Source organism: Pseudomonas sp. HC1(2025) (assembly GCF_058742075.1).
The window spans coordinates 5,836,793-5,851,496 of the sequence record NZ_CP196017.1; the positions used below are offsets into that span (position 1 = coordinate 5,836,793).

A 14,704-nucleotide genomic window follows, 5' to 3' on the forward strand; every position below is an offset into this window, starting at 1 on the left:
ATCCTCTGAATATTTGAACCGTTAAACCGCGGCAGCGCCGCCGACGATTTCCGAGATCTCTTGGGTGATCGCAGCCTGACGCGCCTTGTTGTAGATCAGCTGCAAATCGCTGATCAGATCACCGGCGTTGTCGGTAGCGTTTTTCATCGCGATCATCCGCGCCGCTTGTTCAGCTGCGTTGTTCTCGACCACCGCCTGGTACACCTGCGACTCCACGTAGCGCACCATCAAGCCGTCAAGCAGCTCTTTGGCGTCTGGTTCGTAGAGGTAGTCCCAGTGGTGCTTGAGTTCCTGATCCGGGGTCGCCACCAGTGGAATCAATTGCTCCACGGTCGGCTGCTGGGTCATGGTGTTGATGAACTTGTTGGATACCACGGACAGGCGGTCAATCCGGCCTTCCAGGTACGCATCCAGCATCACCTTCACACTGCCGATCAAGTCATTGATCGACGGCTCTTCACCCAGGTGGCTGATAGCTGCAACGACGTTACCGCCGAAGTTGCGGAAAAAGGCCGCACCCTTGCTACCAACAACACACAGATCAATCTCGACGCCGTTTTCGCGGTTTACCGCCATGTCCTTGACCAGGGCCTTGAACAGGTTGGTATTCAAACCACCGCACAAACCACGGTCACTGCTCACTACCACATAACCTGCACGCTTGACGGCGCGCTCGATCATGAACGGGTGGCGGTATTCCGGGTTGGCGTTGGCCAGATGCCCAATTACCTGGCGGATACGCTCCGCATAAGGACGGCTAGCCGACATACGCATTTGTGCCTTGCGCATTTTGCTGACCGCCACTTTCTCCATGGCGCTGGTAATTTTTTGCGTGCTTTTGATGCTCGCAATCTTACTGCGAATCTCTTTTGCGCCTGCCATGTAACACCTATCAGGTTAGCAAGCGGGAGCCTTGCGGCTCCCGCTGCGGCTTACCAGGTTTGGGTGGCCTTGAACTTCTCGATACCAGCCTTCAGGCCAGCGTCGATTTCGTCATTGAAGTCACCCTTCACGTTGATCTTGGCCATCAAATCGGCATGATCTCGGTTGAAGTAAGCAATCAGCGCTTGTTCAAAGCTGCCGACCTTGGCGATTTCGACGTCAGTCAGGAACCCACGCTCAGCGGCATACAGCGACAGCGACATGTCAGCGATCGACATTGGCGCGTATTGCTTCTGCTTCATCAGCTCGGTAACGCGCTGACCATGCTCAAGTTGCTTACGGGTCGCTTCGTCCAGGTCAGAAGCGAACTGGGCGAATGCCGCCAGTTCACGGTACTGAGCCAGAGCGGTACGGATACCACCGGAGAGCTTCTTGATGATCTTGGTCTGAGCGGCACCACCCACACGGGATACCGAAACACCGGCGTTCACAGCAGGACGGATCCCGGAGTTGAACATGGCCGATTCCAGGAAGATCTGACCGTCGGTGATGGAAATCACGTTGGTCGGAACGAACGCGGAAACGTCGCCAGCCTGGGTTTCGATGATCGGCAGTGCGGTCAGGGAACCGGTTTTGCCGGTCACTGCGCCGTTGGTGAACTTCTCTACGTACTCTTCGGAAACGCGGGATGCGCGCTCCAGCAGACGGGAGTGGAGATAGAACACGTCGCCTGGGTAGGCTTCACGGCCTGGTGGACGGCGCAGCAGCAGGGAAATCTGGCGGTAAGCCACTGCTTGCTTGGACAGATCGTCATAAACGATCAGCGCGTCTTCACCGCGGTCGCGGAAGAATTCACCCATGGTGCAACCGGAGTACGGTGCCAGGAATTGCAGCGCAGGAGATTCCGAAGCACTGGCAGCCACGATGATCGTGTTGGCCAGGGCGCCGTTTTCTTCCAGCTTGCGAACCACGTTGGCGATGGTCGATTGTTTCTGACCGATCGCTACGTAGACGCAGAAAATGCCGCTGTCTTTCTGGTTGATGATCGCGTCGATCGCCAGAGCGGTCTTACCGATCTGACGGTCACCGATGATCAGCTCACGCTGGCCACGGCCGACTGGGATCATGGCATCGACAGCCTTGTAGCCAGTCTGTACAGGCTGGTCTACCGACTTACGCCAGATCACGCCTGGAGCAACTTTCTCGACCGCGTCGGTCTCGGTGTTGCCCAGTGGACCTTTACCGTCAACAGGGTTACCCAGTGCGTCGACAACGCGACCCAGCAGTTCCTTACCAACCGGAACTTCCAGGATGCGGCCTGTGCACTTGGCGCTCATGCCTTCAGCCAGACTGGTGTACGCGCCCAATACAACGGCACCTACGGAGTCTTGCTCCAGGTTGAGGGCCATACCGTAGACGCCGCCCGGAAACTCGATCATCTCGCCGTACATTACGTCGGCCAGACCGTGAATCCGCACGATGCCGTCAGATACGCTGACGACAGTGCCTTCGTTACGGGCTTGGGAGGTCACATCGAGCTTGTCGATGCGGCCCTTGATAATTTCACTTATTTCGGAAGGATTGAGTTGCTGCATTGCTCTGCTGCCCCTTCAAACTCAAGATTTCAATGCTTCGGCAAGATTCGCGAGTTTGCCGCGAATCGAGCCATCGATAACCAGGTCGCCGGCGCGAATGACAACACCCCCAATAAGGGATGGGTCTTCCGCAACTTGCAGGCGCACTTCCCGGTCGAGTCGTGCACTGAGAACCTTGGCGAGTTTGTCTTGCTGTTCTTGGTTCAATGCAAAAGCACTGGTCACTTCAACGTCTACCGACTTCTCTTGCTCGGCCTTGTACAGGTCGAACAGAGCGGCAATCTCCGGCAAAAGCGGGAGACGGTCGTTTTCGGCAACGACGTGGATGAAGTTCTGCACTTTCACATCAAACTTGTCGCCGCACACGTCAATAAACGTGGCGGCCTTGTCTGCGCTCGTCAGTCGCGGGGCCTTGAGCACGCGCTGCATGGTGTCGTCTTGCGACACTGCTGCAGCCAGGCCGAGCATGGCTGACCAAGAGGCCAGCTGCTGGTGGGCCTGGGCGTGCTCGAAGGCTGCCTTAGCGTAAGGTCGGGCCAACGTGGTCAATTCTGCCATGATCGCCCTCGCTTAAATTTCAGCAGCCAGTTTGTTTACCAGCTCCGCGTGCGCGTTTTGATCGATTGTGGCACCCAGGATCTTCTCAGCACCGCCGACGGCCAGAGCACCCAGTTGGGCACGCAGAGCATCTTTGACACCATTCAGTTCCTGTTCGATCTCGGCCTGAGCCTGAACCTTCACACGGTCAGCGTCGATACGGGCTTTTTCAACAGCCTCTTCAACAATCTGGTTACCGCGTTTCTTGGCTTGCTCAATGATTTCAGCTGCCTGAGCCTTCGCTTCGCGCAGTTGCTGACCCGCTTTATCTTGGGCCAACTCCAGGTCGCGAGCTGCTCGTGCGGCAGCGTCCAGTCCATCCGCGATCTTCTTCTGACGTTCGTGCAAAGCCGCGATGACCGGAGGCCATACGAACTTCATGCAGAAAACAACAAAAATCAAGAACGCTAAGGACTGACCAATAATGGTTGCATTAATGTTCACGCCAATACCTCGCTCGTTCGTTGCACAACACACCAATCACTCGAAAAAACGAGTGATTAACCGGCGAGTTGACCAACGAAGGGGTTCGCGAAGGTGAAGAACAGAGCGATACCAACACCGATCATGGTCACGGCGTCGAGCAGGCCGGCAACGATGAACATTTTAACTTGCAGCATTGGAACCATTTCTGGCTGACGCGCTGCGCCTTCCAGGAACTTGCCGCCCAACAGGCCGAAACCAATGGCAGTACCCAGGGCGCCCAGGCCGATCAACAGTGCAACAGCGATAGCGGTTAGACCAACTACAGTTTCCATCTTTCCTCCCGACTTTTACGTCGTATGGTTTAGGTTTTTTAGATTTTAAAGCGGTAAAACAAATCGTTTCATAGCCCTTTGGGGCCACCTTCCCGTTTCACCGGGAAGGACATCAGACTAGTCGAGACTGGTCTTAATGGTTCTCTTCGTGCGCCATCGACAGGTAGACGATGGTCAGCATCATGAAGATAAACGCCTGCAGGGTGATGATCAGGATGTGGAACACAGCCCACGCCCACTGCAGAACAATGCCCAGGCCGCTAAGCCAGAGCAGGCCGCTGCCGAACATCACAGCGATCAGGATGAACACCAGCTCGCCGGCATACATGTTGCCGAACAGTCGCAGGGCCAGGGAAATCGGCTTGGCGATCAGGGTGACGAATTCCAGCAGGAAGTTCACCGGGATCAGCAGGGCTTGAACGAAGATGTTCTTGCTGCCGAACGGGTGCAGGGTCAGTTCGCCGATGAAGCCGCCGATGCCCTTGATCTTGATGCTGTAGAAAATGATCAACGCGAACACCGACAGGGCCATGCCCAAGGTAGCGTTCGGGTCAGTGGTCGATACCGCGCGGAATGGGATGTGCGGGTCGCCGCTGATCCACATGGCCACTTGCGGGATCCAGTCCACCGGGATCAGGTCGACGGCGTTCATCAGGAACACCCAGACGAAGATGGTCAGTGCCAGCGGTGCAATCACCGGGCTACGGCCATGGAAGCTGTCTTTCACGCTGCCATCGACGAATTCGACCAATACTTCAACGAAATTCTGCAAAGCACCTGGCTGACCGGAAGTCGCCTTCTTTGCCGCCATGCGGAAAATCAGGACGAAGATCAGACCCAATGCGACCGACCAGCCCAGAGTATCCAGGTGGAAAGCCCAGAAGCCCATTTCTTTGGCTTCTGCTGCGGAGTGGGCAAAGCCCCAGCCGCCGTTGGGAAGCTGACCGAAGGTCAGGTTCTGCAAGTGGTGCTGGATATAGCCCGAAGCGGTTGTTTCTGCCATGGTTGCCTCAAACGCCCTAAGGTTTCGAAAGTCTTGTTTTCATTAGCAGGGGAGCGAACCAGCTGACCAGTTGGGTCAACACGAAGACGCCGAATACAGCTAGCGGCGCCAATGGCTTCACACCTGCAAAGGTCAGTGCAAACAGCACTGCCGTCAAAATCAGTTTCCCTGCCTCGCCGGCATAAAAGGACCGGACGATAGCCTGGGCTGCCCGGGCGCCGGAAAACCGAAAGGCCCTGTGAGCAAAATACATATTGGGCAGCAAGGCTATCAGGCCTCCGCAGAGTCCTGAGTATCCGGCTACGACCCCATGCCAATACCAAAGCGCCAATGCGGCGATCAGCAAAATGACAAATTGGGCCAATAAAACCGGAAAAACGGCCAAGCGATGGAACGGCAACGTGTTTGGCGTGCGGGTTTCCATCACTCTTGCTCCTCAATGGTCGGCTGCCGGAAATCAATAACTTGGCATAATTTGTGCCGACAAAATGCGCGCAGAGTATAGGGGCGGTTCTGCCCCTATTCAACTGCCGGGTAGTGATTTCCGACTGCACGCTACATAAGCAAATGTTTCAACGGATGTGGGAAAGAACGCCCTGAAGCTCATCAAGGGAGTTATATCCGATAACCAATTGCCCTTTGCCCTTCTTACCGTGGCGAATTTGCACCGCAGAGCCCAGCCGCTCGGCCAGGCGCTGCTCAAGGCGCGCAATATCCGGATCAGTTTTGACCGTCTCGACCGGTGCAGGTTTACCACTGAGCCACTGGCGAACCAGGGCCTCGGTCTGACGAACGGTGAGACCTCGTGCGACAACGTGTCGCGCCCCTTCAACCTGTTGATTTTCCGGCAAACCGAGCAAAGCACGGGCATGACCCATTTCCAGGTCGCCGTGGGACAGCATGGTCTTGATCACTTCCGGAAGCGCAATCAGGCGCAACAGGTTGGAAACCGTGACACGGGATTTGCCCACCGCATCGGCCACTTCCTGCTGGGTCAGCTTGAATTCCTGCTGCAGACGCTGCAGGGCAATGGCTTCCTCGATGGGATTGAGGTCTTCACGCTGGATATTCTCGATCAGCGCCATGGCAATGGCCGTTTCATCCGGCACATCACGCACCATCGCCGGGATGGTTTCCTGGCCGGCCTGCTGGCTGGCGCGCCAGCGGCGTTCACCGGCGATGATTTCAAACCGACCGCCGCCAATGGGGCGCACGACAATCGGCTGCATCACGCCCTGGGCCTTGATTGAGTTCGCCAACTCCTCCAGCGCCTGCGGGTCCATGTCCCGGCGCGGCTGGTACTTGCCACGCTGGATCAGGTCCAGGGGCAGGTGTTGCAGTTCACGGGAGTCGGCCTGCACCGCTTGCTCTTCCAGCGAAGTAACAGTCGGACCACTCAGCAGTGCATCCAGTCCACGTCCGAGACCTCGTTTCTTGACGGCCATGGGGATTCCTTAAGTTGGCTGGGCTGCAGCGGTGCGTGAGTTGCGACGTTGGCGACGAACCATCTCGCCGGCCAGCGCCAGGTAGGCAATGGCACCACGCGATGACTTGTCGTACGCCAGCGCGGGCATGCCATAGCTTGGCGCTTCGGCCAGGCGGATGTTACGCGGGATCACTGTGTCGTAGAGCTGGTCGCCGAAGTGTTCCTTGAGCTGCGCCGACACATCGTTCATCAGGCTCAGGCGCGGGTCATACATGGTCCGCAGCAGGCCTTCGACCTTCAGGTTCGGGTTGAGCAACTCGGCGATACGCTTGATGTTATCCACAAGGTCGCTCAAGCCCTCGAGGGCGAAGTACTCGCACTGCATGGGGATGATCACCCCATCGGCGGCGACCAACGCGTTGAGCGTCAGCATCGACAGCGACGGCGGGCAGTCGATCAAAATGTAGTCGTAATTCTCGCGGATCGGCGCCAGGGCGCTGCGCAGACGGCTTTCTTTCATCTGCATTTCCAGCAGCACCACTTCCGCCGCGGTCAGGTCGCGGTTGGCCGGCAGCAGTTGATAACCGCCGTGTTCGGAGTAGTGCATAGCCTGGGCCAGGTCGCACTCGCCTATCAGCAAGTCGTAGACCGAGTTTTCCAGGCCGTGTTTATCCACACCGCTACCCATGGTGGCGTTGCCCTGTGGATCGAGATCGATCAACAGCACCCGACGCTTGGTAGCGACCAGGGATGCTGCGAGGTTGATGCAGGTGGTGGTTTTGCCCACGCCACCTTTCTGGTTCGCTATCGCGAATACCTTAGCCATTCTTGCTTGTGTTCCCAATCATGCCGTGCGGCGCAGTATCAGCAGATGGCGTTGGCCTTGGCAACCGGGTACGGCCAAGGCGTGTTCGCTATCGAGGTGGAAGTCTGCCGGCAATGCTAACAGCTCGTCGCTTGGATGAACGCCCTTCATTGCCAGCCAACGGGTGTTCAGGTCGCCCAGGTGGCGGGTCCAGTTGCTGAAGTTCTCCATGCTGCTGAAGGCCCTGGAAACAATTCCATTGAAAGGCAGTTCAGGCGTGAAGGCTTCGACGCGGCTGTGGATAACTTGCAGGTTGTCCAGCTTGAGTTCGAGTTTGACCTGGGTCAGGAAGCGGGTTTTCTTGCCGTTGCTGTCCAGGCAAGTCACTTGCGACTCGGGAAACAGGATCGCCAGCGGGATGCCAGGCATGCCACCGCCACTGCCAACGTCCAGCCAGCGGCCGTTTTCGATGAAGGGCATCACGCTCAAGCTGTCGAGCAGATGCCGCGAAACCATTTCGTCCGGATTGCGCACCGCAGTGAGGTTGTAGGCCTTGTTCCACTTGATCAACAGGGCCAGGTAGCCCAACAGCAACTCGTGCTGGGCTGCGGTCAGGTCCACGCCCAACTGGCGTGCACCTGTGGATAACTCTTCGGCGTGTTGCGAGGTGACCAACGAACTCAAGCGCTTTGCTCCAACTGACGGCCCGCGCCGCGTTTTTTCAAATGAATCATCAACAGCGAAATGGCTGCCGGGGTGACGCCCGGGATACGGGAAGCCTGGCCCAACGTCTCGGGACGAGTTATCCCCAGCTTGCTTTGAATCTCTTTGGACAACCCGGAAATCCCGGTGTAATCGATATCCACAGGCAGCTTGGTGTCTTCACTGGCGCGCAGCCGGGCGATCTCATCCTGCTGGCGGTCAATGTAACCGGCGTATTTGGTCTTGATTTCGACCTGCTCGGCCACCTGTGGATCTTCTGCGCCGCCGCCGGTTACCGAGACTAGACCAGCGTAATCGATTTCCGGGCGGGACAGCAGGTTCAACAGGTTGTATTCGTGGGTCAGCGGCGTGCCGAATTTTTCGGCAATGGCATCGCCCTGCTCGGTGCCCGGGCGGACCCAGGTACTTTTCAGGCGCTGCTCTTCCAGTTCGATGCTTTCGCGTTTTTTGCAGAACGCTGCCCAACGCGCGTCATCGACCAGGCCCAGCTCGCGACCTTTTTCGGTCAGGCGCAGGTCGGCGTTGTCTTCGCGCAGGATCAGGCGATATTCGGCCCGGGAAGTGAACATCCGGTACGGTTCCTGGGTACCCAGGGTAATCAGGTCGTCGACCAACACCCCGATGTACGCTTCATCGCGACGCGGGCACCAGCTGTCTTTGCCCTGGGCGCGCAATGCAGCGTTGGTCCCGGCCAGCAAACCCTGGGCGCCGGCCTCTTCGTAACCGGTGGTGCCGTTGATTTGCCCAGCGAAGAACAGACCGCCGATCACTTTGGTTTCCAGACTGTATTTCAAGTCCCGCGGATCGAAGTAGTCGTACTCGATGGCGTAGCCGGGGCGCACGATGTGGGCGTTTTCCATGCCGCGAATCGACTGCACGATCTGGATCTGCACGTCGAACGGCAGGGAAGTGGAAATTCCGTTCGGGTACAGCTCGTGGGTAGTCAAACCCTCCGGCTCGATGAAGACCTGGTGGCTTTCCTTGTCGGCAAAGCGGTGGATCTTGTCCTCGATCGATGGGCAATAACGCGGGCCAATGCCTTCGATCACGCCCGAGTACATCGGCGAACGATCAAGGTTGGCAGCGATGATTTCGTGAGTGCGCGCGTTGGTGTGGGTAATCCAGCAGCTCACCTGCTTGGGGTGCTGCTCCTTGGAACCCATGAACGACATCACCGGAATCGGCGTATCCCCGGCCTGTTCGGTCATCACCGAGAAATCCACAGAACGCCCGTCGATACGTGGTGGGGTCCCGGTTTTCAGGCGGCCGACACGCAGTGGCAGTTCGCGCAGGCGATGAGCCAGGGCGATGGACGGCGGATCGCCGGCGCGGCCGCCGGAATAGTTCTGCATCCCGATGTGGATAAGTCCACCGAGGAAGGTACCAGTGGTCAACACCACGGATTCTGCGAAGAAACGCAGGCCCATTTGCGTAACAACACCGCGCACCTGGTCCTGTTCGACGATCAGGTCATCTGCGGCCTGTTGAAATATCCACAGGTTGGCCTGGTTTTCCAGGGTTTCGCGCACCGCGGCCTTGTACAGGATGCGATCGGCTTGTGCCCGAGTAGCACGCACCGCCGGGCCTTTGCGGCTGTTGAGCACGCGAAATTGAATACCACCCTTGTCGGTAGCCATGGCCATCACACCGCCAAGGGCGTCGATTTCCTTGACCAGATGGCTTTTGCCGATCCCACCAATGGCGGGGTTGCAACTCATGGCACCGAGGGTTTCCACGTTGTGCGTCAGCAACAGGGTTTTGACCCCCATGCGGGCTGACGCCAGTGCTGCCTCGGTACCGGCATGACCGCCGCCGATGACGATCACTTCAAAACGGGAAGGGAAATCCACCACGCACCTCGTGCCTGCTTATGTAGGTAATCAGGAATTGTTTGTTGAAAGAGTTTTAGAGCTATGGCGGCAAGTATAGGGACTTAGCCGTTCCTAAAGAACCCTTTGCACAAAATTTAACCAGCTGTGGATGAATCACAGACAATAGAAATTAAAAGAGAGAAATTTATTAAATCTTTGTTTTTATGTTTATTTCTACTGAGCCTACTTTCTGTGGATAGATCTCTATAGCCCTTTATTTACGTACTGTACAGAGATTCAAAAGTCTGTGGTTAGGTGCCAGTGAGGCCCTTGGATAAGTGCTTTAAGCCTGTGGATTAAACAGGTGGTTATCCACAGAGGGGTTTTTACTCAGGTTTCAAGCCCTGTTATCAACTGGGCACAGGGGCGGTTATTCACAGGGCTTAATCCACAGAAAAGCATCAGCCGCGGCAAATTTCGCCCACGGCAAGGCCACCTCGGGGCGAGGTTATTGTCAGAAAATACGCAGGAGTGTCCTGATACGGACAAAACAGACAGGCACCAATGGCCTGTCTGTGAACTACGAAGGGTTATTTACCGATGCAGAAACTGGAAAAGATCCTGCCGAGCAGGTCATCGGAACTGAATGCCCCGGTAATCTCCCCCAGAAGCTGCTGTGCCTGGCGCAAATCCTCAGCCAGAAGCTCACCAGCACCTGCCAGGGTCAGCTGCGCCCGGCCATGCTCAAGGGCGGCACTGGCATGGCGCAACGCCTCAAGGTGGCGGCGACGCGCACTGAAGCTGCTTTCCGAAGTCTGTTCATAGCCCATGCAGGCCTTGAGATGATCGCGCAGCAGTTCCAGGCCATCGCCGGTAGACTTGGCGCTGAGGCTGATGGTGACATGGCCATCGTCGCTGACCTCCAGGGCAATCGCCTCACCCGTGAGGTCTGCCTTGTTGCGAATCAGCGTGACCTTGGCCGGGTCCGGCCGTTGCTCAAGGAACTCCGGCCACAGGGCAAAAGGATCCACGGCCTCTGGCGCGGTGGCATCCACCACCAGCAACACCCGATCGGCTTCCCCGATGGCCTTGAGCGCCCGTTGCACGCCGATTTTTTCCACCTGGTCATCGGTGTCACGCAAACCGGCGGTATCGACCACGTGCAGCGGCATGCCATCAATGTGGATATGTTCGCGCAGGATATCCCGGGTGGTGCCGGCAATTTCGGTGACAATCGCCGCTTCACGCCCCGCCAGGGCGTTGAGCAAGCTGGACTTGCCGGCGTTGGGCCGGCCGGCAATCACCACCGTCATGCCATCGCGCAGCAATGCGCCCTGCCCGGCTTCCTTCAAAACTGTGGATAACTCGTCTCGCACCTTATCGAGCATGGCCAGGACATGGCCATCGGCAAGAAAGTCGATTTCTTCTTCCGGAAAATCGATTGCCGCCTCGACATAGATGCGCAAACTGATCAATTGCTCGGTGAGGTTATGCACACGCAGGGAAAATGCCCCCTGCAACGAGCGCAAGGCATTGCGCGCCGCCTGTGCAGAACTGGCCTCGATCAGGTCGGCAATCGCCTCGGCCTGGGCCAGGTCGAGCTTGTCGTTGAGAAACGCGCGCTCGCTGAACTCACCAGGCCGCGCCAGACGGCAGCCCAACTGCAGGCAGCGCTGTAGCAGCATGTCGAGGACGATAGGCCCGCCATGGCCTTGCAGTTCCAGCACATCCTCACCGGTGAAAGAGTTTGGGCCCGGGAAATACAGGGCCAGGCCCTCATCCAGTACCTCAAGATCCTCGCCGAAAAATGGCCCGTAATGCGCATACCGGGGCTTGAGCTCGCGGCCGCTGATCGCTTGGGCGGCAATGCCGGCAAGTGGCCCGGAAATACGAACGATGCCGACACCGCCCCGGCCTTGAGCGGTGGCGACGGCAGCGATGGTTTCACGAGGAGCGCTCATCAGCGGTTTCCCAGACAAAAGTGACAGAATGCAAAACGCCCCACGAGGGGGCGTCTTGAGTGGTTATCCACAGAGTAAGTTACGCCTCGGCTTTTTTGGCAGCCGCTTCGATCTTACGTGTGATGTACCACTGTTGAGAGATCGACAACACGTTGTTGACCACCCAGTACAGAACCAGACCAGCTGGGAACCACAGGAAGAAGAAGGTGAAGATGATTGGCATCATTTTCATTACCTTGGCCTGCATCGGATCCGGAGGCGTCGGGTTCAGACGCTGCTGGATGAACATGGTTGCGCCCATGATGATCGGCAGGATAAAGAACGGGTCTTTGATCGACAGGTCAGTTATCCACAGCATGAACGGCGCCTGGCGCATTTCCACGCTTTCCAGGAGTACCCAGTACAGCGACAGGAACACCGGCATCTGTACCAGAATCGGCAAGCATCCACCCAGCGGGTTGATCTTCTCTTTCTTGTACAGCTCCATCATGGCTTGCGACATTTTCTGCCGGTCGTCGCCATGTTGCTCTTTGAGTGCAGCCAGTTTCGGCGCAACGGCGCGCATACGGGCCATCGACTTGTAGCTGGCGGCCGACAGAGGGAAGAAAATCCCTTTGATCAGCATGGTCAGGAAGATGATCGACCAGCCCCAGTTACCGACGATGCTGTGGATATGTTGCAGCAACCAGAAGATTGGCTGGGCAATGAACCACAGGATGCCGTAATCCACAGTCAGTTCCAGACCTGGGGATAACTCCTTGAGTACCGCCTGGCTTTTCGGGCCGGCATACAGGGTGGCGCTGGTTTCAGCCTTGGCACCTGGTGCAACGGTCAACGCCGGGCCAGTGAAACCAATGATGTAGTTACCCTGGTTGTCCTTGCGGGTCTGGACCAGGTTGGCTTCGCCCTTATTCGGGATCCACGCGGTTACAAAGTAGTGTTGCAGCCAGGCTACCCAACCACCTTGGACCGTTTCTTTCAGCGCGCCCTTGTCGATGTCTTTCATCGACACTTTTTTGTACGGCTCGTTACTTGTCCACAGGGCGGCGCCCAGGTAAGTCGCGGTGCCGGTGGCAGTGCTGGAAGATGGATCGGAACTGCCATCACGCTTGAGCTGGGCAAACAGGTTGCCAGTCCAGGCCTTTTCGCTGGTGTTATCGATCAGGTAGGTGACTTTCAGATCGTACAAACCGCGCGTGAAGCTGAAGCGCTTGATGTAATTGACGCCGTCGTGACTGAATTTCAGGTCGACGTTCAACTGGTTTTGGCCATCAGCCAGTTGATAAGTCTTCTGTTCGGTCGAATAAACCGGACGACCGGTAGCACGAGCATCAGGGCCATCAGTGCCAGTCAGGCCGCTTTGTGCCAGATAAACACGCTCGCCACCGTTATCGAACAACTGGAATGGAACATCCGGATGGTCTTGGCGACGTGGGTACAGTGGCAATTTCAGCTGGGCGATATCGCCGCCCTGTGGATCGATCGCCAGGTCCAACACATCCGTCTTGACGTGGATGAGGTCTTTATTGGTGATGACCGCGTTATCTACAGGGGTGCTGGTATCGGCATTCGCGCTGGGTACATCGGCACTGGCGGAAGCATTGTTACCCAACGGTGCATCTGCAATAGCAGGAGCAGACTGATTGGTAGCAACATTCTGAGTCGGCAGGGCAGCCTGGCCATAGTCCTGGTTCCATTTCAGAACCATAACGTAGGACACGATTGCCAGGGCGACGATCAGGATCGTGCGTTTAATATCCATGATTACTCGGCCATCGAAGAAGAACGGGAGGTAGGGATAGGCGGAACCGGGTCATAACCACCGGGATTCCACGGATGACAGCGACCTAAACGACGAAAGGTCAGCCAGCCACCGCGCAGAAGGCCATGATTTTCTATGGCTTCATACGCGTAGCAGGAACAACTGGGGTAGAAACGACAGTGGCTGGCCATCAGCGGACTAATGGCATAACGGTAAAACTGGATCGGAACGAGGGCCAGTTTACGCATCAGTGCTGTCTACCCCTACAGTTTCGGGGCTGACTGCTGGGGTCGGCTTGCTGGTGCGAGCCAAACGTTTCCAGAGCTTGCCGAAATGCTGAATCAATTCGGGGTTTTCTACGTCCCCCAAGCCTTTGCGCGCGACGATAACAATATCCCAACCAACCAGAGTCTCCTGGTGGAGGCGAAACGATTCGCGCATCAGACGCTTGAGGCGATTGCGCTCAACGGAGAGCTTTACGCTCTTCTTGCCGATCACCAACCCGAGACGGGGGTGATCCAGATCGTTGTTACGCGCAAGGAGCAGGAGATTTTTCCCCGGAACCTTGCCGGTGGGGGAGTCAAAGACTGCCTTGAAGTGCCGGGGGGTTAGCAGACGCTTTTCCCGACTGAAGTCCTGACTCACCACCAGTACCGGATTATCAAACTGCCAGACGCGCACGACCTTTGGCGCGGCGACGCGACAGGACAGCACGGCCGTTCTTGGTAGCCATGCGAGCACGGAAACCGTGGGTACGGGCGCGTTTGATGGTGCTTGGTTGGAAAGTACGTTTCATGGCGTGTTACCTGGTTCGTCCACAACGGGCCGGAATGGCCCCCGTTTTAAGAGACCGGGGATTCTAGAGAAAGCAAGCCTCTAGGTCAATTTCCAACCAGCTATTCCTTCAATTAGATATCTGAGGGCATCGAGACCGATTCCGGGCGGTTCGACTTTGACGGGCAATGCCATAGATATAAAAATAAAGAAGGAAGTTATTTAAAGCTTTTCTGTAAAGCTTATAAAAGCTAGGCACGCGATCTTCTGTGGATAACTACCTTGAGGCCATATTCCACGTGCTGTACAGAGAATGACAACACGGGGGAGAAACGGTGCTCTGCCTGTGCTGCGCTATCGGATAAGCTGTGTGTGGAATGGGTACTTATCCACAGGCCAGTTACCCACAGACTTTCGACCCCACTTGTACAACGAGCTTAGGGGCGCTTATCCACAGAGCTTATGCACAGACCATTTGTCGCCTTTTTTACGGTTAAGGCATTGATTCTTGGCGGCCTGTGAGCAACCTACATGTGGATAAGTGGGCCGCTCGCCGCTACAATGGCGGCTGTTTTTGCCTCACCGGCTTTCAACTTAGGGGATATCC

The 14,704-nt window shown here is 56.8% G+C and carries 16 protein-coding genes; all 16 read right to left on the bottom strand.

Translation table 11 applies throughout. The annotated features are described in order from the left end of the window. Positions 1-21 precede the first annotated feature (21 nt). Positions 22-882: a F0F1 ATP synthase subunit gamma gene (atpG, locus tag ACSSVH_RS26385; protein ID WP_057439299.1), complete on the bottom strand. Its 861-nt coding sequence runs from the start codon at positions 880-882 to the stop codon at positions 22-24. Between the two features lie 50 nt (positions 883-932). Next, complete coding sequence (gene atpA / locus ACSSVH_RS26390; protein ID WP_029290137.1) at positions 933-2,477, bottom strand: F0F1 ATP synthase subunit alpha; 1,545 nt, start codon at positions 2,475-2,477, stop codon at positions 933-935. A gap of 21 nt (positions 2,478-2,498) precedes the next feature. Then, positions 2,499-3,035 carry a F0F1 ATP synthase subunit delta gene (locus ACSSVH_RS26395; protein WP_057439298.1) on the bottom strand — a complete coding sequence of 179 codons (537 nt, stop codon included), beginning with the start codon at positions 3,033-3,035 and terminating at the stop codon, positions 2,499-2,501. 12 nt (positions 3,036-3,047) lie between these two features. Beyond that, positions 3,048-3,518: a F0F1 ATP synthase subunit B gene (locus tag ACSSVH_RS26400; RefSeq protein WP_008439543.1), complete on the bottom strand. Its 471-nt coding sequence runs from the start codon at positions 3,516-3,518 to the stop codon at positions 3,048-3,050. A 56-nt stretch (positions 3,519-3,574) separates the two neighbouring features. Next, a complete protein-coding gene (gene atpE / locus ACSSVH_RS26405) occupies positions 3,575-3,832 on the bottom strand; it encodes a F0F1 ATP synthase subunit C (protein ID WP_002555987.1) in 258 nt (85 codons plus the stop codon). Between the two features lie 133 nt (positions 3,833-3,965). Continuing rightward, positions 3,966-4,835 carry a F0F1 ATP synthase subunit A gene (atpB, locus tag ACSSVH_RS26410; protein ID WP_029290172.1) on the bottom strand — a complete coding sequence of 290 codons (870 nt, stop codon included), beginning with the start codon at positions 4,833-4,835 and terminating at the stop codon, positions 3,966-3,968. A gap of 16 nt (positions 4,836-4,851) precedes the next feature. After that, positions 4,852-5,259 carry a F0F1 ATP synthase subunit I gene (locus ACSSVH_RS26415; RefSeq protein ID WP_010565865.1) on the bottom strand — a complete coding sequence of 136 codons (408 nt, stop codon included), beginning with the start codon at positions 5,257-5,259 and terminating at the stop codon, positions 4,852-4,854. A 148-nt stretch (positions 5,260-5,407) separates the two neighbouring features. Next, positions 5,408-6,280 carry a ParB/RepB/Spo0J family partition protein gene (locus tag ACSSVH_RS26420; RefSeq protein WP_032857179.1) on the bottom strand — a complete coding sequence of 291 codons (873 nt, stop codon included), beginning with the start codon at positions 6,278-6,280 and terminating at the stop codon, positions 5,408-5,410. Positions 6,281-6,289: 9 nt separating this feature from the next. Then, positions 6,290-7,087: a ParA family protein gene (locus ACSSVH_RS26425; RefSeq protein ID WP_005792605.1), complete on the bottom strand. Its 798-nt coding sequence runs from the start codon at positions 7,085-7,087 to the stop codon at positions 6,290-6,292. 18 nt (positions 7,088-7,105) lie between these two features. After that, entirely contained in the window at positions 7,106-7,750 is a 645-nt protein-coding gene (gene rsmG / locus ACSSVH_RS26430; protein ID WP_492633910.1) for a 16S rRNA (guanine(527)-N(7))-methyltransferase RsmG, read from the bottom strand. Further along, entirely contained in the window at positions 7,747-9,639 is a 1,893-nt protein-coding gene (gene mnmG, locus ACSSVH_RS26435) for a tRNA uridine-5-carboxymethylaminomethyl(34) synthesis enzyme MnmG (RefSeq protein ID WP_170042010.1), read from the bottom strand. The genes rsmG and mnmG overlap by 4 nt, the downstream gene beginning before the upstream one ends. 551 nt (positions 9,640-10,190) lie before the next feature. Continuing rightward, positions 10,191-11,561: a tRNA uridine-5-carboxymethylaminomethyl(34) synthesis GTPase MnmE gene (mnmE, locus tag ACSSVH_RS26440; protein WP_492633911.1), complete on the bottom strand. Its 1,371-nt coding sequence runs from the start codon at positions 11,559-11,561 to the stop codon at positions 10,191-10,193. A gap of 79 nt (positions 11,562-11,640) precedes the next feature. Continuing rightward, positions 11,641-13,323: a membrane protein insertase YidC gene (gene yidC, locus ACSSVH_RS26445; RefSeq protein WP_032857171.1), complete on the bottom strand. Its 1,683-nt coding sequence runs from the start codon at positions 13,321-13,323 to the stop codon at positions 11,641-11,643. Positions 13,324-13,325: 2 nt separating this feature from the next. Then, the gene (gene yidD / locus ACSSVH_RS26450) at positions 13,326-13,571 is read right to left on the bottom strand and encodes a membrane protein insertion efficiency factor YidD (RefSeq protein WP_010465488.1); all 246 of its coding nucleotides are present in this window, start codon (positions 13,569-13,571) and stop codon (positions 13,326-13,328) included. Beyond that, entirely contained in the window at positions 13,564-13,968 is a 405-nt protein-coding gene (gene rnpA / locus ACSSVH_RS26455) for a ribonuclease P protein component (protein ID WP_308936377.1), read from the bottom strand. The genes yidD and rnpA overlap by 8 nt, the downstream gene beginning before the upstream one ends. Before the next feature lie 16 nt (positions 13,969-13,984). Then, positions 13,985-14,119 (bottom strand): 50S ribosomal protein L34, encoded by a 135-nt coding sequence (gene rpmH / locus ACSSVH_RS26460; protein WP_003213577.1) that lies wholly within the window; start codon positions 14,117-14,119, stop codon positions 13,985-13,987. Positions 14,120-14,704: the final 585 nt, after the last annotated feature.